The sequence below is a fragment of the Polaribacter sp. M10 genome (assembly GCF_054968445.1).
Genome location: NZ_JBSSBG010000002.1, coordinates 253,639 through 275,845, shown reverse-complemented (window position 1 = coordinate 275,845; position 22,207 = coordinate 253,639). Strand labels below are relative to the sequence as shown.

Below are 22,207 nucleotides of genomic sequence, written 5' to 3'. Positions count from 1 at the left end.
TTATTTTGTTTTAGTGGCTTTTACAACTGGAGACCAATTACTTTCTTTTCCTAAAAAAGTTCTTTTTATTTTAAAATACACCTCGTTTTCATCATCCAAATCAATAGACATCATACCTCTTACGTTTGATGTAAATTCTTGGTCTAAATTCTCTTTTGATGAACCATATTTTACTGTATAATTTCCATCTTCAAAATCGCTAGAATACCCAATTACCAATTTATTATTGATGATGAAAGATTTCCAAATAACTGGAGGTAATGATTTTCCATTTGGTTTTATCAATTCTTTTTTTGAGGTTTCACTATCGCCTTTTGCATTGAGAGCTATCAGGGCTACTTCATATAAATTATTTGATAAACTATCTAAAGTGATAAAATTTGATATGGTTGGTTTAGAATATTGATATGCTCCATTCTGTGTTTTATAAGCTACTTTGTATTCTTTTACGCCAAAAGTTTTATCAAAATAAATTCTTGCTTTTCCATTACCTGAAATCACTTGATTGATAACTGGTGCCTCAGGAACTTTAAAGAAAATTTCTTTTTCTGCTCTTTCATATCCTAAAGGATTTATCACTTTAATACTTAATCTATATGGGTTTTCTATAGAATTCCATTCAATTTTACCATCCCAAGAAGTTCCTGGAGTTAATGTTGGCAAATCCAATTCATCTTTAAAAAGCGTTTCTCCAGATTCGCCTGAAAACGTATATACTAGTTTATAATTCTTTAATGTATAACTAGGATAATCAGAGATTTCTTTGGTGTTAATTTTTATTTCGGTTGATTTTTTTGACAAATCAACTGGAGCAACGTCAAACGTTTTTACAGGACTATTTTCATTTTGAAAACGATCGAACAATCTTCTTTCTTGCCCCCAAACATTTACCACTCCCCAAACACGATTTTCTTCAGCAGAAGTTCCTGCATAACCACTCCTGTAATCGTTAAACGTCCACATTGAAGTACCCACTACAAACTCATTTTTTCCTCTAAAATTCTGATTCCATTCAGAAACAATGGGTTTATCACCATCTAAAGAAGCTGTTGGATAAGGATCAAAACCATATTCAGAAATAAAAACGGGTTTATTAGGCCACTTTTCTCTTAAAGTATTTAAGATAGTTTGTGGTTTACCTTGCCAACGATACATATTGTGCATAATGATATCTACGTGCGTATTTGGGTCCGTTTCTCTTGTATAGGTAGCTTTTTGCCCTGAGTTACTAACACAAGTTAATAATCTGTGTTCATCCAATTCTGTGCGTACATATTCCATCATCATTTTTGCATAGTCATAATGATAAGACAATTCATTACCCACACTCCAACCAATGATTGATGGATGATTGATATCGCGCTCAATCATTTCTTTTGTCCATTGTTTTATTAAAGGATAATCTGGTGCTGTAAACTCTTCATTTTCTAAATGACGAACATTTACTTCTTCAAACAATAAAATGCCTTTTTTATCACACAACTCGATTAACTTTTCGTTTTGAGTTCCGTGCATAATTCTCATAAAATTTGCACCTGATGCTTTCATTAAATCAACATCTTTTTCTAACACTTCTAAAGGTTCTGAAGAACCATAATAACGTTGTTCACTTACTCTGTTAAAACCTCCAGTTCTTATGGGTTCACCATTTAAAACCAATTGAGAATCTGACAATTCTATTTTTCGAATTCCAAAGTTATCTTCCTCTGAATCTAGGTTAATGTTGCTGTCTGAAATTGTAGTTTGTAATGTGTATAAATTAGGGTCATCAAAATGCCATAACTTTACATTTTTAGCACTTAATGTTGTTTTTAAAAAGATAGTTTTTGTACTGTTGGCAGCAATCTCAATCCCTTTTTGGGATAACTTTACATCATCAATCTCTTTAATTTTAGACACTACATCAATCGATCTTGACTCATCAGAATTATTTTCTAAACGAACTTTTAAACTGATTGCTGCTGAACCCTTTTCTAAATCAGGTTCTGCATGAATGTATTGATGCTGAATGCGAACATCTTTATCTTTTTTGATGGTTACATCTCTTATAATTCCTCCCCAATTCCAAGTGGCACCAACAATAAAGGCATTATCCGCTTCAACTGCGATTATATTTTTTGCTCCAAATTTTACAAAATCGGTGACATCAAACTCAAAAGGTGTAAAACCTCCTTGATGTTTTCCAACAAATTTTCCATTAATGTAAATTTTAGCCAAATGATAAACCGCTCCAAATTGAATTCGAATTCGTTCATCATCTTGAGCCGACCAATTTTGTGGCAATTCAAAAGATTTACGATACCAACCTTTACCTGTGTAATTAGAAAAATTGTTGATCATTCCCCAATGACCAGGGACTTTTAAATTATCCCAATCAGCATCATTGTGTGATGGTAAATAAATTTGACTTGGTAATTTTTGAGCGTCTGTATATTGTTCTTCAGAAATTTGTTGAAACATCACAGCATCAACTGGAACTTGTCCTTCTGTGGGAGCAGTAACTTGAATAAAATTATCATCATTTTTATCAAACTGATAAATACCCAAACTAATCCATTCTCCACAATACGTACGAGAACTTATTTGCTTTGAAGCTTCTCCATTTTTGTGTTTTACAGTATATCTTACTTTGCTATGAGCTGCATACGGATGCGTTAAAAAAGCTTCATAGTAGCCTGATTTTTTGAACTTAGGACGAAAACGGACATAACTATCTTTATCTTCTCCTTTTCTGAAGTTTCTAATTAAAAAGTCTTTTCCTTGAAATGGATAATCTTTAGAAGGTTTCGTTTTTTTAACCCATCTTTTCCCTTTTATTTCTACTTTATCTACATCTGAATTATCGATAATTATGTCTGATGGAGATAATTTTACATTCATATAATTGTACCCTTGTCCGTAAATTGTGTTGAATTTCCAATCGCCATTTAAAGACACTATTTCTTCTGGAACAATGGTGATTTGTTCATTTGTTAAACTACAAGCGGTTAGAAATACTGAGAGGACTATTAAAAAGAAACTATTTTTCATTTGGAGTGATTTAATTATCGACATAAAATTTCAAAAATTGATGCAGGTACATTTTCTGATGGATGCTCTAGCTCAATTATAAAACCTTTTAATTTCGTTTTTTTATCAAACTTAAATTCATTTATGGTTTGATAATTATTTTGTTTCGTAAATAGCGTTTTTCCTTCTAAACTTTTAATCACATAGTTCTGAACCATAAAAGGTACAACCTCTTCAGGATGCCCCATTAATGTAGATTCTAGTGGATGATCGTAATCAGAATCTAAAAATAATTTGATTTCTGACAACTCTTTTACTTCGTCCCAAACTATTTTTATTGTTGGCTTTTTATCACTTAAATCTGCAACCCAAGCATTCGATTTTTTGTAAGGTCTTACAAATCCGTTTCCTAAATTTTGGCAGCCAAAATCTTGAATTGCTGGTGCAATTTCCATGGCAATGTTTTGTCCTTTTGGTCTTCTGTGAGGAGTCCAAAATTCGAATTCATCAACACCAATATCTGCAGGCGGAACTTGTTTTCCGTTATTTGATACTGCTTTATTTACGCCATTAAAAACGGATAAAATTCCAGTAAATCTTTTGCTACTAGTTTTAATACTTACATTTTTGTTGGCTAAAAAAGTAACAAAACCATATTGATCTTTTTCCAATCCTTTAGAAAAGGAAAATTCTATGAATTGTTCCCCTTTTTTCAAATCAAACTCTTGAATTTCTAAGACAAGTTCTGGTGTATAGTTTTCTGCTTTTTCTGATGTTCTTAGTTCAACTTTTAGTGTTGTTGCTTCAGTAACTTTTACTTTCACTTTAAAACTATAGTTCTGATTGGCTTTTAAAGGCAACATTTGTGCGGATGAAATTGTTAACGAAAACCAAGTTCCATCAAAAGGAATTTCTTTTAATTCTAAATTTGAAGAAGTTTCAATTTTAGCCAAACTCAATACATTGGATGTTTTATTGATAGGTACATCAAGAATACTTTGCCCAATAATATTTAGCTCATTTTGTAATTCTTTTATTTTATTATTTTCTAATATTTCTGATGGAATTATCTCATTTTCTAAGCAAATGGCAGCAGCCATACCTACTGCTTGGGCACAAAAACCTGTTGTTGCCATAACTCTTGTAGATCCAAAAGCTACGTGAGTTGCACTAATAATTCTACCCGCTAAAAATAAATTATCAATGTCTTTACTTACAAAAGATCTGTAAGGAATATCATAAACACCTTTAGAATGCCATTGCGTACAACCAGAAAGTTCGCTGTAAATTCCGTCTGCAGGATGCAAATCGATTGCCCAACCACCAAAAGCAATAGCATCATCAAACTTTGTTTGTTGAATAATATCTTGTTGTTTTATCATATATAAACCTTCAAAACGTCTGCTTTCTCTTTTACCTGGCACAGTTGCTACCCATTCTAAAGTCATGTTTTCTACACCTTCAAACTCACCAGAATTTTTAATGTAATCCCAAACCCCGTAAATTACTTTCCAAAGCTCGTATTTTATCTCTTCTGTTTCGTGAATGGTATCATGTCTTCCTCCATATTCGAACCACCAAAAACGACAACCTTTATCGTCTTTACCAATGGCTTTGTATCTTGGAATTGTAGTAATATCTTTTAAAGCATAAGCAGGCGGAATATATTTTACAGGTTTATCTGTTTCTTTGCTGTAGAAATACATGGAGTGCCCTAACAATTCTCCATACGATTTATCTGGCGCAAAAAGTTCGCCAAATTCTTCTTTGGCTTCTGCCCCCATTCTAAAACTTGCACCAGCTTTAAATGCCACAATCCCATCACCAGAAGCATCGCAAAATAAACGCGCTTTTACATTATATTCAGTAGAATTTTGAGGATTAAATGCTTTTACAGCTTCAATTTTTGTGTCATTAGATTTAAAAACATCGTACACAGAAGTATTTAAAAGCAAGGTAATATTTTCTTCATTTAAAACTTTTTCTAACAAAATCGTATCAAAAATAACTGCATTTCCTTCTTTGTTTCTGTACAAATTTTCGACTAAAATTTCATCGATAACACCTCCTTCTCTAGACCAACGATTGTTGTTGCCCATGTGAGAAGTTGCACCTAAAATCCAAAGACGAACTTCTGATGAAGCATTACCTCCTAAAACTGGTCTATCTTGAATTAAGGTTACTTTTACACCCTTTCTTGCAGCTGTAATTGCTGCGCAAACTCCTGCAGTTCCACCCCCAATAACTACAAAATCTGAAGAAATATTTACTTCTTTTGTTTTTCTAACCTGTTTGTAAAATGTTTCTTGAATCATTAATTATATAGCTATTTTTTTAGTTTTATAAATGATGTAACCCCCTAATACAGAAACTAAAACGCCCATGCTTGCAACAAGCAGTTGTGCTTTATTGCCTATCAAAGCCAGAAAAAGGATTAAAACACCTGTGGCTAAAACACCAATTCCGATAACTCTAGTTCCTTTTGTATTGCTATTATCTGAAGATTCTTCTGGCTGTATTTCTTTTTGTTTTCTGTTGGTTTCGTACTCATCAAAAGCAGTTGTATTGCCATTTACATATTTTAACTTTAGCTCATAAGCAATTAACATTACCACAGGAATACCCATACCTACCACCATTTCCATGGCTCTATCTAGTGTAAGGTTGATTACATTTGGCGCAAAAAATTTAAAGAAAGCGTTAATTGCTAACGAAACAAAAGTGACTGTTAACACTGTTTTGCCTGTTTGTCTTTTAGAAAACAAAGCCCATAAAGGAGGCAAAAACATGGCACCACCTGTTAAAGCTGCCAAACTCATAACAACCTCTACAATTCCCCCAAAAAGCGGAACTAACAATGCAATAATTATTGTTAAAACACCTAATAATATAGTGGCTATTCTTGCAATTCTAACTAAATTTTTATCGGTAGTTTTTGGAAAAAAACTTTTATATAAATCGTTCGTTAATACTCCAGCAGAAATATTTAAAGTAGTATTTACTGAGCTTGAAGTGGCAAAAACCATTCCTCCTAACATTAAACCAAGCATACCAATTGGCAATACTTCTTTACACATTAAAAGATAAGCGCCTTCGTCTGCTAAGGCTCCTAATTCTGGATTTAAAACGCGATAAATCATTGGAGGCAACATCCAAATTAAAGGACTAATTGTATATAACGCTCCAAACAACCAACCTACTTTTTTGGCATCTTTAGGAGTTGCAACACTTGTATAACGTTGTACATAAGCCCAATTACCTGCAATAAAAAACAAGTTATACAAACCGAAAGCAACCATAAAAACCCAAGAATATTCAGAATTTGTAAACTCGAAAAATTGTTCTGGTGCTTTAGAAATAAAATTATTGATGCCGCCAATTTTATCAAAAGAAAGAGGTACTACAATTAAAACTGCAGCAGTTAATACTATAAATTGCAATACATCTGTTACTATTACTGCCCACAAACCACCAACAGCTGTGTATATTAAAATTAATACTCCTAAAACAATAATGCTTGTGGTAATAGGAATTCCTGTAGAAACTTCAACTATTTTGGCTACTGGATATAAAAATGCGCCTGTTGTAAAAATAGAGATGAATAAAAATAAATAGGTATAAATTTTTTGGGTAGATTTTCCTAATCTTTCAGAAATAAACTCAGCTGCAGTTAAGGCTTTTGTTTTTTGCCATTTAGGAGCTATAAAAAACCCTATAATAACACCTGCAATACACATGGTCCATTGAATGGTTACAGCAACCCAACCAGATGAGTAAGCAATAGAGCCCCAAACTACAAAAGTACCCGCAGAAAAAAAGCTCATAAAAAGTGATAAACCACTCATCCACCAAGGTAAAGCACCACCAGCAGCAAAATACGATTTCATGTTTTTTCCTGCTTTTGAGAAACTCATTCCGCAGATAAAAACCAACAGTGTAAAAATTAAAATAACTGAAAGATCTATTGTTCCCATTACTATGTTTTGTGGTTGTTTATACCAAATTACACAATTAAATAATATAAAGTTGTATTTTCATTTTCGGTAACGTTTCCGAAACTAAATATTTTAACGGAAACGTTTCCGAAAAATGTATCTTTGAAAAATCTATTTTAAAATTCTATGGAATATATTACCATTAAAGACATTGCAAAAAAGCTAAATGTTTCTATATCTACTGTTTCTAGAGCTTTTAATGACAAGTACGATATTAAAAAAGAAACTAGAGAGTTGGTGCTAAAAACTGCCAATGAAATGGGGTATAGACCTAACCCTATTGCAAAAAAACTAATTCAGAAAAGATCTTATAATATTGGTATTGTGGTGCCTGAGTTTGTGAATAGTTTTTTTCCTGAAGTGATTATTGGAGCACAAGAAATTTTACACAAAAAAGGTTATCAAGTGCTTGTAATGCAATCTAACGATTCTTGGGAAATTGAGCTGAAAAATGTAGAAACTTTGGTTGATAATATGGTTGATGGTTTAATTGTGTCTTTATCATCTGAAGATCATAACAACAACTATTACAACGATTTAATTAAAACAGGAATTCCTATCGTATTTTTTAATAGAGTGGTTGATGAATTTAAAGCTTCTAAAGTTTTGTTCGATGATTTTAAATGGGCTTTATTTGCTACTGAGCACCTAATTATACAAGGTTATAAAAATATTGCACATATTGCCGGAAGTAAAAATTTAACCCTAACCAAAAATAGAATTAAAGGTTTTAAGGCTGCACATAGAAAATACAAACAAGAACCAGGAGCCATAATTTATACTGGTTTTACAATGGAAGATGGCGAAAAAGTTGCTTTAGATTTAATTGAAAAAGAAGAAATACCAAGAGCAATTTTTGCTGCTAATGATGCTACTGCAATTGGAGCAATGAAGGTTTTTAAAGAACATGGTTTTTTAATACCAGATGATGTTGCTTTTGTAGGTTTTTCAGAATCTAGATTGGCAAAAAATGTATCGCCACCAATTTCTTCTGTAAAACAACCTACGCATGATATTGGACAATCTGCAGCAAAATTATTACTAGAACAAATAGAAAATAAGGGCTTGCACATACCACAAACCCTTATTTTAAACGGACGATTAAATATCAGAGAATCGTCTATAAATTTGAAAAAAAAATAATTTTTATTTACTTCCTTTTATCAAAGCTTCATTTGCATTTTGAATTCGTTCTCTTTGTTTTTTAGACAACCCGTGTTTGTAATAAAATGCAGGTTTTCTGTAATATTGAGATTTTTTCATCTGTTGATCATCTACATCCAGACTTAAATCGCAATCGAAACGCAATAATATAGCATGATTTTCACTCCAATTTGTCGCATTCGTTAAATGAGAAATTCCCCAAGTAATTCCTCTACCATCTTTGGTATCTGTAAACGCATCAGGAATAAAAGGTCCACCAGCAATTGGCATTAATTCTGTAATGGCTGCAATATCAAAATTAACTCCATCTTCTGCATATTGTATGGTAAAATGTTCATTACCATCTTTGATTACCATAGCTGCAATTCCGCTTTTAAAAGGAAACAAAGTCGTTTCGTGACCAGAATTGATAATTGGGTTTTGAGGATGTTTTGTAAATGGCCCTAAAGGATTGTCTGCAGTTGCTAAACCTTGCAAACGAATTAAATCATCACCTTTACCTGAGTCTGATTTGTAATACAAATAAATTTTTCCATTATGCACTAAAGGATATGGATCGTGAATTGAGAATTGATCCCACTGACCTTCTCCACCATTAGGAATTACAACTTCGTTGTGAGGTGTCCAAGGTCCATCAGGTGAATCTGCGTACGAAACAGCCACTGGGCAATCATCGCCTCTTAAACCACTAACTTCCATAAATCCTTGGTAATACAAGTAATATTTTCCTTTCCATTTTAAAATATCTGTAGTAGTTACTGAACGCCAACCTACAGCTGGTTTAGGTGGTCTTGGTACAGCAACTCCTTGTTCTTCCCAATTGATACCATCTGTACTAGTTGCATACCAAATTTCAGACAAATCCCAATCTGAAGAAGGGATTTCATCTGTTGCTTTTGCTGCATTTTTGGTACCTATTGGTGCAGATTTTGTGTTTCTGTAGGTGTACCAGACGTAATATTTACCGTTTTCAAAAATTACTTTGGATGGATCTCTTCGTGAAATTGTTCCATCATGATTGTTATAATCAAAACCTTTTAACTCTGTGTATTTAAACTGAGAATACAACTCGTTATATTTTGGTTGAATGCCCATATACGCATCGTAATTACGCTCCATTGCTTTGCTTAATTTAATGGCAGGTTTTTCTTTAGGCATATAAAAAGGGAATCCTTTTTCTGGTAATTCTTCTTGCTTATCCACCGATTTTTCGGTATTGCAAGACATCATCGTTATAAATAATAACGGTAAAATTAAATATCTCATTTGTTTTGACTATTAATGGTTTTTTAATTAAATCTTTACTTTAATGCCCTCCTTTTGGATGACTATCGTTTGTATATCTTAATACTTTTGGTTTTCCTACACCTCTTGCAGCTTTTATTTCTACTTGCCAAGCAGCTCTCATTTCTGCTAATTTTTCTTGATATTGTTTATGATAAGCCAAATTATTTAACTCTTCAGCATCATTTTTTAAATGATATAATTCTTCATAAACAGGTGCTTCTCCTTCTAAAGAAGAATCAGACAAGGTTCTGTAATACGCAATATCTGGATCATGAACTGCATATAACATTTTGTTTACAGGCATACCAATAATTTTAGCAACTTCAATTTCTTTGCTTGCAGAACGTGTTGTGTTTTTGTAATAACGAATGTATTTCCAATCTTTGGTTTGCACAGCTTCGCATTTCGGATTTCCAAAATGCGTAGACCATAAATTTTCTGTAAATACATAGTCTCTTACTTCTTTTGATGAATCTTCTATTAAATGAGAAATATCTTTACCCTGAAAATCTTTAGGAACTTCAACACCTGCAAATTTTAAGATTGTTGGTGCAACATCTATAGACTGCACTAAAGCATCCGTTTTTTTGCCTTTGTGTTTTCTTTTTACATTCGGATTCATAATAATCATAGGCACGTGTGTGGTTTTTTCGTAGCATAATGCTTTACCTCCTAAACCTTGTTCGCCCATAAATAATCCATGGTCTGATGTAAAAATGATGATGGTATTTTTATCGATATTTAATTCTTTTAATTTGGCTCTTAGATTCCCAACCATTCTGTCTATACCAGTCATAGCCTGCATTTGCCTAATGTATCTTTCTTTAAAACCTTCTGGAGTATCTGAGTGATTATAACCTGTTTGTCTATCTTCTGTTCTTAGTAAATCTGCAGGTAATTTTGGAGTTTTAATATCTTTTTTGGCGATGTAATTTTTTGGTAAAGGGATGTCTAAATCGCGATACAATGTTTTGTAAATATCATCATCGTTCTTTTTTAATTTCATTGAACTTGTACCTGCGCCATGAGGTAAATTAAAATTGATGGATAATAAAAACGGTTTGTCTTTTGGCCTAACTTCTAAAAATTTAACAGCTCCTTTTAACTTTCTTGCATTCGGATCTAAAAAATCGTCTACACTTTCGTTAATGACTTCTGGTTGTGTGTTAGCAATTGCATCATTAAAAATTTCGTGTATTTCCTTTGGATAAAATCGGATGTGCCCATGACCTGCATACCAATAATCGAAACTTTTTTCCATTAAACCACTTGTATAACCACCTTCGCCAATTGGTGCGTGGTTTTTGCCAATCCAACCTGTATAATACCCCGCTTTTCTCATAACAACTGGGTAAGAATTATTCCAAGCTTCATCAGCAACAGAAGTTCCAGAATTAAAATTTACGCCATGTTTTCTCTCATACTGACTTAATAAAATTGAGATTCTACTAGGTGTACAAATGGCACTTGTAATATGAGCATTTGTAAACAAAGTCCCTTCTTTTGCCAATTGATCTAAATTTGGGGTTTGTACAATGTTGTTTCCTGTGGCACCCATCATTCCATAAGACTGATCATCAGTAAGAATAAAAACAATATTTGGACGTTTTTGTGCTAAAAAACTTATTGAAAAACCAATAAATACTAATTGCAACACTATTTTTTTAGATAAGAATTTCATATCAATCTCTATTTTATTTCATTTTTTTTAGTAGCTCTTTTTCGAATAGCTTTAAATTGTTTTTCTTCTTTAATAACATTTTCTGGATGTGGATCTACCCATTGAGGAGCAATATTTTTAGCATCCCAAGCTTTGTAAAGTTTTTCGATTTCTTTAATTTTTTCAGGATTTTTTTCTGCAATATCTTCTCTTTCTAAAGGATCTATTTTTAAATTAAATAACATTGTTTTTTGCTTGTATGCACTTTTATACAATTTAAAATCGCCAATTCTTGCAGCATATTCAAACCCACCAACAGACCTCCAAAATAAATTTTGATGAGGTTTTGATTTATTTTTGTTTTGTATAAAAGGCATTAAATTTACACCATCTAATTGGGTTTCTTTGCTAGCATTTGCACCTGCAGCTTCTAAAAGTGTTGGAAATAAATCTAACGAAACAATAGGGTTTTTATACACCTGATTTGGGCTAATTTTATTCTGCCAGGTCATAAAAAAAGGTACTTTAATTCCGCCTTCAAAAAGCATTCCTTTGTGCCCTCTGTTGGGTCTATTATCTGCATGGAATTTTCGGCCTCCATTATCACTTAAAAAAACAATAATTGTATTTTCTTTAATGCCTTTTGCAGTTAAAAGCGAATCGATTTTACCTACTCCAACATCAACCCCATTAACCATTGCAGCATAAACACTTCTGCCTCCATATTCTATATGTTTGGTGTTTTCTAAATATTTTGAAGTTGCATGATCTGGAGCATGAGGTGCGTTGTATGCCAAATAAATAAAGAATGGTTTATCGTCTTTTTGGTTGATAAAATTGATGGCTTCTTCAGTAAAATCATCCGTTAAATAACTGAGTTCTTCTTGCTCCACTTCTTTTCCATTTCTTAAAATGGTTTTTAAAGGTCCGTCTGCATTTCCCCAAAAATTCATAGATCCACCAGCAAAACCAAACCAATGATCAAAACCTTGCGCATTTGGATGCAAATCTGGATGATCGCCCACATGCCATTTACCAATTGCAGCAGTTCTATAACCTTGTTCTTTTAAAGCTTCAGAAATCATTTTTTCTGATAAAGGTGTACCTACTGAATTATCATTTTCACCTTCGTAAGGCATATTACAATCGTGCCCAAAACGTGCTTGATATCTACCTGTTAATAAACCTGCTCTTGATGGACTGCAATAAGGATGAGAAACATATCCGTTAGAAAAAACTACACCTTCTTTTGCAATTCTATCTAAGTTTTGCGTAGGTATATCTGTTGCTCCGTTAAAACCAACATCTGCCCAACCTTGATCGTCTGTTAAAACAATAATAATATTGGGTTTTTTGGTTTCTTTTTTCTGAGCCTGAATACATAAGCTAAAAAAAGCGATAAAAAGCAAGCAGTAATTTTGATATAATTTTTTCATTTATTTTTAAAACTTTAATCAAAAATAGAAGTCAACCCAAAATTGACTTCTATTTAATCAATTCAAATACATACAAATTTCAACTACTTTGTTTCTATAATAATTTTATCGGATTTTAATGATTTAGATTTTGCTGTTAATTCTATTTTACCAGAAATTGTAGATGATTTTAAAATGGCCAAACACATACCACTAAACGCTTTTCTTTGATGTGCTTGAAAAGACTCTACACTAGTTTGGTCTCCATTATCAACAGCCAACAACTCACCTTGTCCTTTTACCGAAAATTTTACCAAATTTGCTGCATTTGGCACTAGGTTTCCATTTCTATCTTCTACTCTAATAGTTACATAAGCCAAATCTGAACCATCTGCATTTATAACATTTCTGTCTACAGATAATTTAACTTGATAAGGTTTACCAGCAGTATTAATTGTTTTTTCATTAACCTTTTTACCATCTTTATAACCAACCACTTTTATAGTTCCTGGTTCATAAGGCACGTTCCAAGACAATCTGTATTTAGATTTAAAGGTTTTTGGTTCATAGCGAATAAAGTCTACTTTTATTTCTGTAAAATCTACACCTTTTACTTTTTTACCCATAGATTTTCCGTTTACAAAAAGTTCGGCTTCATCAACATTTGTATAACAATACACAGGTATTTCTTTACCTTCCATACCTTTCCAATTCCAGTGAGGTAAAAGGTGAATCATTGGTTTTGTGGTCCAATGACTTTGGTATAGGAAAAATCTATCTTTTGGAAAACCTGCTAAATCTACAGCTCCAAAATAAGAACTTCGAGAAGGCCAATCTGCATTCCAATATCCGTTTGTAGAATTGTCTTTACCACCATAAGGAGTTGGTTCTCCTAAATAATCGAAACCTGTCCAAATAAATTCGCCCATAATATTTGGGTTTTGTTCTTGAAAATGGAACTCTACATCTGGTGGATAAGCCCAAGGTGGCCCAATAATATCGTAACTTGTTACATGCTTAGAGTCATGTGTATTATATTTTTCTATAGGTAAATGATACACACCTCTACTACTTGTACAGCTCGAAGTTTCTGAACCATAAAGCGCTAATTGAGGATAAGTTTCATGGATGTAAGCATATTTTGTTGGCTTATAATTGATTCCTGCAATATCTGATTGTGCTGCAAAATTCATTTTATAAGGAGCTTCAAAATTGTTCATTCCTAAGGTTGTAGGGCGAGTTGGATCTACTGCTTTACAGTATTCGTGTAGCATTTTAGCAACCTTCCATCCATTCTTTTTGTCATGTTGCTCATGAATTTCGTTACCTGTACTCCACATAATTACAGATGGGTGATTTCTGTCTCTTTTTACCATATCTTTTATATCTCTTTCTGCCCATTCTTCAAAAAACACGTTGTAGCCATTTTCTACTTTTTGTTCTTTCCAAACATCAAAAGCTTCATCTAAAACCAATAAACCCAATTCATCACACAATTCTAAAAACTCTCTTGAAGGTGGATTATGACTTGTACGAATAGCATTAACACCCATACTTTTCATAATTTGCAACTTGCGTTCATCTGCTCTTCTATACACAGCAGCACCTATAGCACCATTATCATGATGCAAACAAACTCCGTTAAATCTTATCTTTTTTCCATTTAAGAAAAAGCCTTCGGTTGTAAATGAAATTGATCTAAAACCAAAAGTTGAATTGTAAGTATCTATTACTTTTCCGTCTTTAAAAACGGTTGTTACCGCTTTATAAATATTCGGATTTTCGGTATCCCAAATTTTAGGATTTTGCACATTTACCCAGGTACCAGAAACAGCTTTAGAATTTGCTTTTACAGTTATTTCATCATCAATTTTTGCAGCCAATTTACCATCAGGAGAAAAATACTCTTGTTTTACGGTTACTTTAGCAGCTACATTTGAACTGTTTACAATGGTAGTTTCATTTTGAACAACACCTACTTTTTTAGAAACTGTTGGTGTGGTTATGTATGCGCCCCATTGTTCTACATGAACAGGATTGTTAATTTTTAACCATACAGAACGATATAAACCAGCTCCTGGATACCATCTAGATGATAAATCTTTTGGGGTTAGCCTTACAGCAACAACATTATCTGAACCATCGTATTTTAAATGTTTACTTATTTCGAACTCAAAACCAATATATCCATAAGGTCTGTTGCCTACAAAATTTCCATTTATCCAAACATGAGCATCGTACATAGCACCTTCAAACTCCATATGTACCAATTTACCTTCAGCACTTTTATCCATTGTAAAATGCTTACGATACCAACCAGTTCCGTGAAAAGGTAAACCTCCAGAACGTGCATTGTATTTTACATCAAAAGGACCTTCTATAGCCCAATCATGAGGCAAACTTAATTTTCGCCAATCTTCATCATTAAAATCTACTTTTTCTGCGCCTTTTGCTACATCATTATAAAAAAGCCACGAATCGTTAAAATTTAAATCTTGTGCAATTGTGTTTTGAGATGTAACAAGAAATGCCAACATCACAAAAAATAAAATACTTTTATTCTTCATTTTTAATTAATTATCTGGTGATAAATTATTGAGTAAGCAATTAACAAAAAAAGAAAAAACCTAAAGATTCCAAATGAGCAAATAGTTATAACAGATGTTCTTTTAAGAATTTTTAGGTTTCGTAAAGTACTTAACTTTTACTTAATTTTGTACACTAAATGGTTAATGTACAGAAGTGGTTTCGTTAGAATCTCTTGTTTTATTATAGGTATCAAATAGTGTTTTTACTTTTTCTTGATGTTTTTTTGATGCTACAAAATTGTACTTTTCGTTTTCGCTGATATTGGTGTTTAGATCGAACAAAGCAACAGGAATTCTGGTTTTATTGGTTTTGTCTTTTTTATCAACCTTAATCACAAGTTTCCAACCATCTTCGATAATGATTACGTGATGTGCAGAGCCACCTTGAATCATTAAATGACTTCTTTTTTCCTTTTTTTCTTCTTGTAATAACGCTGGTAAAAGGTTGTAAGAATCTTGGGCAACTTGATTACTTAATTTTTGATTAGATATTGCTGCAATTGTAGCCATAATATCTTGTCCTAAAATTGGCTTTATCGATTTTTGATTCTTTTTAATTTGGTTTGGCCACGTAACTATAAAAGGAACTCTGTGTCCCCCTTCGTGAAATTTGTTTTTAGAACCTCTATAAATATCACTTACTTTATGACCAGATTTTATGGTGTTTTTTTTCATTAAACCACCATTATCAGAAGTAAAAATAAAGACAGTATTTTCATAAACACCTTGTTTTTTTAGCTCAGCTACTAACATCCCCATTTGTGTATCTAATTCTTTAACCATATCTAAATGCAAAGAAGGAGTTGTGCCTTTTATTTTTTTACCATCTAATTTATCTATTGGCGCATGTGGTACATGTACTGCTTGCGAGCAATAATACATAAAAAATGGTTTGTCTTTTTTTGCGTTTTCTGCAATATAAGCTGTTGCTTTAGTAGCTAAAATTCCGCCAACATTATGAGGATCCCAATTAGAATCTCCAAAACCAGGGTTTTTATCTAATTTTAGATTGATGTTTTTCATATAGTTTTCATCAATCATTTCTATTTTAGAATCTGGCTTTAATTTCATCCATTCGTGGTTTTCATAAAAAGCATAAGGAGGCCCTTGAATACCTGCAGGTAAAGACAAACTATAATCGAAACCTAATTGTTTAGGACCAATGATAATTTTTGAGATATCTACATCGTAATCAACCTTACCATTTTTATCGAAATATAATTTTTCTGGATTGTTTTTAGATTTAAAAGTTGTACCCAAATGCCATTTTCCGAAAAAGGCTGTGTTGTAATTTGCTTGTTTCATTAATTTTCCGAGCGTCATTTGGTCTTTTTTAATGGCCGATTTTGCATAGCCAGACCAAACACCCCAAGGAGCTGTACTTCTAAAATTACTATTCCCAGTCATAATTGCGTAACGAGATGTAGCACACAAAGCTGCAGGTGAATGCGCATCTGTAAACATGATTCCTTCTGTGGCAAGATTATCTATACTCGGAGTTTCTAAAATAATATTATTACTGTGTATTCTTCTGTATTTAGAAATATCGCCTACACCAATATCATCTGCTAAAACAACAATTATATTAGGTCTTGTATCTTTTTTTTGTGCAAATGCGTTGGTAAAAAAACATACCAAAACTAACAGTGTTATAATTTTTTTCATCATTAAATATTGTATTATTATTTTAATTTCCAGGTACGTACCCAATCGTAAGAAGTTGTTCTATCTTCTTTAGAACCTGTCATTCCACCATCTGCTGGCACAGGATTCCAGTTGTAAGTTTCTACCACCATTCTTAAATGCATGTCTAAATCGAAATCTGATGGTGGTTTTACTTGTTGCACAAACTTACCATCTAAAAAGAATAAAATTTCGTCTTTGCTTTTCCACCAAACTGCGTAAACGTGGTAATCATCATAGACTTTACCACTTTCTAAATTTGCCTTTGCTGGTGCTCTACCTTCTAAAATATCGCAACCTTCTTTTACACCTCTACTGTGTGTATTAGAGTTCATTCTTTGATCGAACCCAATCGTAAATTTTTTGTCTGATGTAATTTGTCCAAAACATTCTTGAATGTCTAATTCTGTAACTCTATTATCGCAACCTTTGGCTCCTTTTCTATCATTTATCAACCAAAAAGTAGAAGACATAAATGTTTTATTGGCTTTCATTCTGGCTTCGTAATATCCATATTTCATAGATTGATAAGAACCTACATAACCACCTCCGTGTGTAAAAGTATTTCCGTTTTTTACAACGGGTTTTGCTAATTTTTTTGTGGTTATTTTTAACTTACCATCTTCTACTTTTATATTTTCTGCTTGGAACAAACCTGGTGCACGACCAATCCAACCTTGACCAGAAATTTGCCATTTGCCTTCGTCTACTTTTTTACCTTTAAACTCATCAGACATTCCTTTTACCAATTTCCATTTTTTACCTTCTGGTTTTGGATCTTCACCTTTTTGAAAATAAGGCGATTTTTGTGCATACAAAGAATTAAATGTTATAATAATTATTAGTGCAACTAACTTTTTTAAACTTGCCATAATTAATCTTTTATCAATATTATTTTATGATGATAAAAGTAAATATTGATCCCAAATTGAGTACTGACATATGGCCAAGTTTGTAGGATATATGTTCTAATTAAGAAATATATAAGTCTATTGTCTAAAAAATATCGGTGAGAGAAGCTCATAGCAATTAATTTGCAGCGAATAAATAAGTTTTACTGATTACCCTCCTTTGTTCTTTTAGCAACAACCTTTTAAATGATAAAATTTTGCTTTTTGAGAACTACAAATTCTTCAACTAAATAGAAATTTAGATTTGGCAGTCTAAACTTCATCAAAAAGTTATTTTAAAACCTTGTTATTATATTCTTGAATGCGCTTCTTTTGTTTTTTTGATAAACTACGTTTATAATAGTCTTGAGGTGTAAATGGTATTCTTGGCTCTTTCATTTCAGGGTCATGAATATCCTGACTTAAATCACAATCAAACCTAGTTAATACTGAATGAAAAGTTCCCCAATTAGAATTATAATTGATAAAATGAGCCATTCCCCAAGTAATTCCACGACCATCTTTGGTATCTGTAAAAGCATCAGGAACATAAGCTGCTGCTGCGTATGGCATCATTTCTGTAATAGAGGCAATTTCGAAATTTACACCATCTTCTGAATATTGTACAGTATTGTGTTCATTTCCATCTTTATAAACCATTGCTGCAATTCCTGTTTTAAACGGGAAAAGTGAGGTTTCGTGTCCAGAAGAAATCACCGGATTTAATGGATGTTTTGTAAATGGTCCTAAAGGATTATCGGCAGTTGCTAAACCTTGCATTCTTACCCAATCTCCAGGTTCTCCAAAGTCTGATTTATAATACAAATAGATTTTACCTTTATACACAAGTGGATATGGATCGTGAATTGAATATTGATCCCATTCTCCTTCTCCACCATTAGGAATTACAATTTTGTTATAAGGAGTCCAAGGTCCATCAGGAGAATCTGCATACGAAACTGCTACAGGACAATCATCACCACGTTTTCCACTAGCTTCCATAAAACCTTGATAATATAAATAATATTTACCTTTCCATTGTAAAATGTCTGTAGTGGTTACAGAACGCCAACCAACAATTGGTTTTTCTGGTCTTTTAATAGCCACTCCTTGTTCTTCCCAAGTAAATCCATCATCGGAAGTTGCATACCAAATTTCTGCTAAATCCCAATCTGAAGAAGGAATAACATCTGTACTTTTTTTAGCTCCTTTTGGTGGTGTTGGTGTATTTCTGTAAGTATACCAAACATAATATTTACCATTATGTTTTAAGACTTTTGATGGATCTCTTCTGCTTATTGTTCCATCATGATTATTATAATCAAAACCTTTTAACTCTGTATATTTAAACTGAGAAAACAACTCATTATCTTGAGGTTTTGGTGCTAAATAATTATCATACAAACGATTTAATGCGCTACTTAAAGGCATATCCGGTTTTTTATTTGGCAAATGATGTGGAAATGCTTTTAATTCTTTTTCAGAAGTTTCTGTTGTAACTTCTTCTGTTGCTTTATTACAAGCATTTAAAAAACTTAGTAAGACTAAAAGTATAAATATTTTTTTCATTTTAATTGATGTTGGAAGCAGTTGATTAATTCCGTAAATGTAGTTGCTACTTTATTTAAAGCAGTAAACAAATATTCATCTTTAGAGATTAAATGTTCTTTATTTACCCACAAACTAACTTAGCAATAACTTACTCTAATTCTAATTTAAAGACATTTGCTATGCTATTTAACTCTGCATCAGGTATGGTTAAATAAAATGTAGATGTGCTGTGTTCAAATTTAGTTTCGGTATTAGAACCCAAATGAATGATCTTTTTAATTTTACCTGGAGGTATATTTCTATGATAGCCACCAATAGATTTCATTTGTATGCGTTTGCCAATTTCTGGTTTTCCTAAAAAGAAAATATACATGGCTTTTTTATCTTTTGCCACAGTAAAACGCACATCATCTGCAGTATATTTTACGGTTGATGATTGCCCTGCATTATGTCCTTTACCTGTTTGTGCATTTCCAAATCCGAAGATATTATGAGGTCTTGTACCATACACAGCTTCTCCGTGAATTTGCATCCAATCTCCAATTTCTTTTAAAATATTTCTTTGTTCTTGGTTGATGACACCATCTGCTTTTGGCGAAACATTTAGCAAAACAACTCCATTTTTACTCCAAACGTCAATCATATTTCTAACTACTAAATCAGCAGTTTTGTAGGGATGCCCTTTTACATACATCCATCTATTTTTACCTAAAGTAACATCTGTCATCCATGGAGTTGGCCAAGCATCTTTTCGTCCTCCTTGTTCGTAATCTAAAACACTAAATTCTTGTGGCAAATCTTCTTGTTTATGCGCTAACATTACTTCTTTATCATTCTTTAATCCGTTGTTAAAATGATGTGCAGCCATTTGCAAAATTTTATCTTCAGGAATTAAATTTAACCAAGAGTCGTACCATAAAATATCTGGACTGTATTTGTCTACAACCTCATTTACTTGATCTAACCAATATTGATTGAATTCTTCTATAGTTTCAAAATTCCCAAATAATTTTCTTAGTTTTTCATCTGTTGTGGCAGTGGGTAAATCTGGATGATATACATAATGACTGTTGTAAGCGTTTTTCCATAATTCTGGTTTATTTGCATTTCGTTGCCCATTTCTTGCATGATGAAAAGTAGCAATGGTTTTTAACCCTTCTTTTTTTAGTGATGTAAAAATATCACCCAAAATATCTCTTTTTGGCCCCATATCTGCAGCATTCCATGGATTTATTTCACTATCCCACATTGCAAAACCATCATGATGTTGAGCTACTGGCCCAGCAAATTTGGCACCTGCCATTTTAAATAATTTAGCCCAATCATTTGGATCAAATTTTTCTGCTTTAAACATCGGAATAAAATCTTCGTACCCAAACTCATAAATACTTCCGTAATTTTTTTCATGATATTTTCGTACAGCACTATTGTCTTTGTACATATTATGAGGATACCAAGCGCTGCCATAAGCAGGCACACTATAAGGCCCCCAATGAAAATAGATACCCAATTTTGCATCTGCAAACCACTCAGGTGCTGCACCATGTTTTGATAGCGATTCGAAGGTGGGTTTATACAACTCTATACCTTTATTTGTATTCCGCTTAGTTTGCGAACAAGCCACTATTAATAATACAAATACAGCAATAGCAAATATTTTATTTTGATGCATTTTGTTTCAATTTTTTATACTGCTCTTCAATTCTTTTTCGTTGCTTTTTATTTAAACCATGTTTTTTGTAATAAAAATCTTGAGGATAACTGTAATAATGTTTTTTCATATCATCATCGTGAATTTCAGTGCTTAAATCACAATCAAAACGAGTTAACACTGTATGTCTCCAGTTACCATTTGCATTGATAAAGTGCGAAATTCCCCAAGTAATTCCCTTTCCATTTTTAGTATCTGTAAACGCATCTGGCACAAAAGGTCCTCCTGCAACAGGCAGTAATTCTGTAATAGAAGCAATTTCGAAATTTACCCAATCTTTGGCATATTGTATGGTGTTATGTTCTTGTCCATCTCTTTGAACAATAGCAGCAACACCTTCTCTAAAAGGAAATAATGTTGTTTCATGACCCGAATTAATTACCGGATTTAAAGGGTGTTTTTTAAAAGGCCCTAAAGGATTATCAGCAATTGCTAAACCTTGCATTCTAATTTTTGATGGTTTTAGTTCTGGTTTTTTATCAAAATCGCCTTTATAGTATAAATATATTTTTCCATCATGTACTAAAGGATAAGGATCATGAATTGAGTATTGATCCCAAGAACCTTCTGGCCCATTAGGAATTACAATTTTACCTGTGTGAGTCCAAGGTCCATCTGGAGAATCTGCCCAAGCAACTGAAACAGGACAAAAATCGCCACGTAAACCACTAGCTTCCATAAATGCTTGGAAGTATAAATAGTATTTTCCTTTCCATTTTAAAATATCTGTGGTGGTTACAGAGCGCCAACCCGCTTGAGGTTTTGGAGGTCTAGCTACTGCAATTCCTTCTTCTTTCCAAGTAAAACCATCTTCTGAAGTTGCATACCAAATATCTGCCAAATCCCAATCACTAGAAGGTATTTGATCTGTAGCTTCTTTGGCTCTTGCCATTCCAACTGGTTTTACTGGAGATTTACGGCCTGTATACCAAACATAATATTTGCCATTCTCATAAATTACTTTTGATGGATCTCTACGTGTAATAGTACCATCTCCATTATTGTAATCAAAACCTTTTAATTTGGTGTATTTAAATTGAGAATATAGTTCATTTTGTTCTGGTCTAATCGATTCGTAATTGTCATAATTACGCTGTACAGCTGCACTTAAAGGTCTATTAGGTTTTTCTGAAGGCATAAAAAAAGGAAAGTCTTTTTTGCTGTTATATTCATCTCTTTTTGTGGTTTTATCGCAAGAAAAAAGTAAACCTATTGAAATAAAAAGCACTAAAATGTTTTTAACTTTTATCATAG

At 32.7% G+C, this 22,207-nt stretch carries 13 protein-coding genes; 1 reads left to right on the top strand and 12 read right to left on the bottom strand.

Features of this window, described 5'->3' with window-relative positions; genetic code table 11:
• From ACWYN7_RS03930 to ACWYN7_RS03920, 3 genes are read right to left on the bottom strand one after another with little or no spacing between them, the layout of a single operon-like run.
• Positions 1 to 3,030 carry a glycoside hydrolase family 2 TIM barrel-domain containing protein gene (locus ACWYN7_RS03930; RefSeq protein WP_462858544.1) on the bottom strand — a complete coding sequence of 1,010 codons (3,030 nt, stop codon included), beginning with the start codon at positions 3,028 to 3,030 and terminating at the stop codon, positions 1 to 3.
• Positions 3,031 to 3,044: 14 nt separating this feature from the next.
• Positions 3,045 to 5,324 carry an FAD-dependent oxidoreductase gene (locus ACWYN7_RS03925; protein WP_462858543.1) on the bottom strand — a complete coding sequence of 760 codons (2,280 nt, stop codon included), beginning with the start codon at positions 5,322 to 5,324 and terminating at the stop codon, positions 3,045 to 3,047.
• Between the two features lie 3 nt (positions 5,325 to 5,327).
• Positions 5,328 to 6,983, bottom strand: coding sequence for a sodium:solute symporter family protein (locus ACWYN7_RS03920; protein ID WP_462858542.1), 1,656 nt, complete (start codon positions 6,981 to 6,983; stop codon positions 5,328 to 5,330).
• A gap of 147 nt (positions 6,984 to 7,130) precedes the next feature.
• Between ACWYN7_RS03920 and ACWYN7_RS03915 the strand changes: the two genes are divergently transcribed.
• Positions 7,131 to 8,147, top strand: coding sequence for a LacI family DNA-binding transcriptional regulator (locus ACWYN7_RS03915; protein ID WP_462858541.1), 1,017 nt, complete (start codon positions 7,131 to 7,133; stop codon positions 8,145 to 8,147).
• A gap of 3 nt (positions 8,148 to 8,150) precedes the next feature.
• On the opposite strand, the gene ACWYN7_RS03910 is transcribed toward ACWYN7_RS03915, so the two are convergent.
• From ACWYN7_RS03910 to ACWYN7_RS03870, 9 genes are all read right to left on the bottom strand, one after another.
• Positions 8,151 to 9,398 carry a glycoside hydrolase family 117 protein gene (locus ACWYN7_RS03910; RefSeq protein WP_462858675.1) on the bottom strand — a complete coding sequence of 416 codons (1,248 nt, stop codon included), beginning with the start codon at positions 9,396 to 9,398 and terminating at the stop codon, positions 8,151 to 8,153.
• A 76-nt stretch (positions 9,399 to 9,474) separates the two neighbouring features.
• Positions 9,475 to 11,136, bottom strand: a complete 1,662-nt coding sequence (locus tag ACWYN7_RS03905) for a sulfatase-like hydrolase/transferase (protein WP_462858540.1) — start codon at positions 11,134 to 11,136, stop codon at positions 9,475 to 9,477.
• Between the two features lie 8 nt (positions 11,137 to 11,144).
• A complete protein-coding gene (locus tag ACWYN7_RS03900; RefSeq protein WP_462858539.1) occupies positions 11,145 to 12,551 on the bottom strand; it encodes a sulfatase-like hydrolase/transferase in 1,407 nt (468 codons plus the stop codon).
• Between the two features lie 83 nt (positions 12,552 to 12,634).
• A complete protein-coding gene (galB, locus tag ACWYN7_RS03895; protein WP_462858538.1) occupies positions 12,635 to 15,097 on the bottom strand; it encodes a beta-galactosidase GalB in 2,463 nt (820 codons plus the stop codon).
• Positions 15,098 to 15,259: 162 nt separating this feature from the next.
• Positions 15,260 to 16,783, bottom strand: a complete 1,524-nt coding sequence (locus tag ACWYN7_RS03890; protein ID WP_462858537.1) for a sulfatase family protein — start codon at positions 16,781 to 16,783, stop codon at positions 15,260 to 15,262.
• A 17-nt stretch (positions 16,784 to 16,800) separates the two neighbouring features.
• On the bottom strand, positions 16,801 to 17,673 hold the full coding sequence (locus tag ACWYN7_RS03885; protein WP_462858536.1) for a family 16 glycosylhydrolase: 873 nt from the start codon (positions 17,671 to 17,673) through the stop codon (positions 16,801 to 16,803).
• 309 nt (positions 17,674 to 17,982) lie between these two features.
• A complete protein-coding gene (locus ACWYN7_RS03880; RefSeq protein WP_462858535.1) occupies positions 17,983 to 19,260 on the bottom strand; it encodes a glycoside hydrolase family 117 protein in 1,278 nt (425 codons plus the stop codon).
• A gap of 130 nt (positions 19,261 to 19,390) precedes the next feature.
• Positions 19,391 to 20,914 (bottom strand): alpha-L-fucosidase, encoded by a 1,524-nt coding sequence (locus tag ACWYN7_RS03875; protein ID WP_462858534.1) that lies wholly within the window; start codon positions 20,912 to 20,914, stop codon positions 19,391 to 19,393.
• Positions 20,901 to 22,205: a glycoside hydrolase family 117 protein gene (locus ACWYN7_RS03870; protein WP_462858533.1), complete on the bottom strand. Its 1,305-nt coding sequence runs from the start codon at positions 22,203 to 22,205 to the stop codon at positions 20,901 to 20,903. The genes ACWYN7_RS03875 and ACWYN7_RS03870 overlap by 14 nt, the downstream gene beginning before the upstream one ends.
• Positions 22,206 to 22,207: the final 2 nt, after the last annotated feature.

Excerpts from the sequence above, each read along its gene's own strand:
- ACWYN7_RS03915 (WP_462858541.1), top strand. The coding sequence starts at position 7,131 with ATGGAATATATTACCATTAAAGACATTGCAAAAAAGCTAAATGTTTCT.
- ACWYN7_RS03910 (WP_462858675.1), bottom strand. The coding sequence starts at position 9,398 with ATGATGTCTTGCAATACCGAAAAATCGGTGGATAAGCAAGAAGAATTA.
- ACWYN7_RS03870 (WP_462858533.1), bottom strand. The coding sequence starts at position 22,205 with ATGATAAAAGTTAAAAACATTTTAGTGCTTTTTATTTCAATAGGTTTA.
- ACWYN7_RS03925 (WP_462858543.1), bottom strand. The coding sequence starts at position 5,324 with ATGATTCAAGAAACATTTTACAAACAGGTTAGAAAAACAAAAGAAGTA.
- ACWYN7_RS03875 (WP_462858534.1), bottom strand. The coding sequence starts at position 20,914 with ATGCATCAAAATAAAATATTTGCTATTGCTGTATTTGTATTATTAATA.
- ACWYN7_RS03890 (WP_462858537.1), bottom strand. The coding sequence starts at position 16,783 with ATGAAAAAAATTATAACACTGTTAGTTTTGGTATGTTTTTTTACCAAC.
- ACWYN7_RS03900 (WP_462858539.1), bottom strand. The coding sequence starts at position 12,551 with ATGAAAAAATTATATCAAAATTACTGCTTGCTTTTTATCGCTTTTTTT.
- ACWYN7_RS03885 (WP_462858536.1), bottom strand. The coding sequence starts at position 17,673 with ATGGCAAGTTTAAAAAAGTTAGTTGCACTAATAATTATTATAACATTT.
- galB (WP_462858538.1), bottom strand. The coding sequence starts at position 15,097 with ATGAAGAATAAAAGTATTTTATTTTTTGTGATGTTGGCATTTCTTGTT.
- ACWYN7_RS03880 (WP_462858535.1), bottom strand. The coding sequence starts at position 19,260 with ATGAAAAAAATATTTATACTTTTAGTCTTACTAAGTTTTTTAAATGCT.
- ACWYN7_RS03920 (WP_462858542.1), bottom strand. The coding sequence starts at position 6,983 with ATGGGAACAATAGATCTTTCAGTTATTTTAATTTTTACACTGTTGGTT.
- ACWYN7_RS03930 (WP_462858544.1), bottom strand. The coding sequence starts at position 3,030 with ATGAAAAATAGTTTCTTTTTAATAGTCCTCTCAGTATTTCTAACCGCT.
- ACWYN7_RS03905 (WP_462858540.1), bottom strand. The coding sequence starts at position 11,136 with ATGAAATTCTTATCTAAAAAAATAGTGTTGCAATTAGTATTTATTGGT.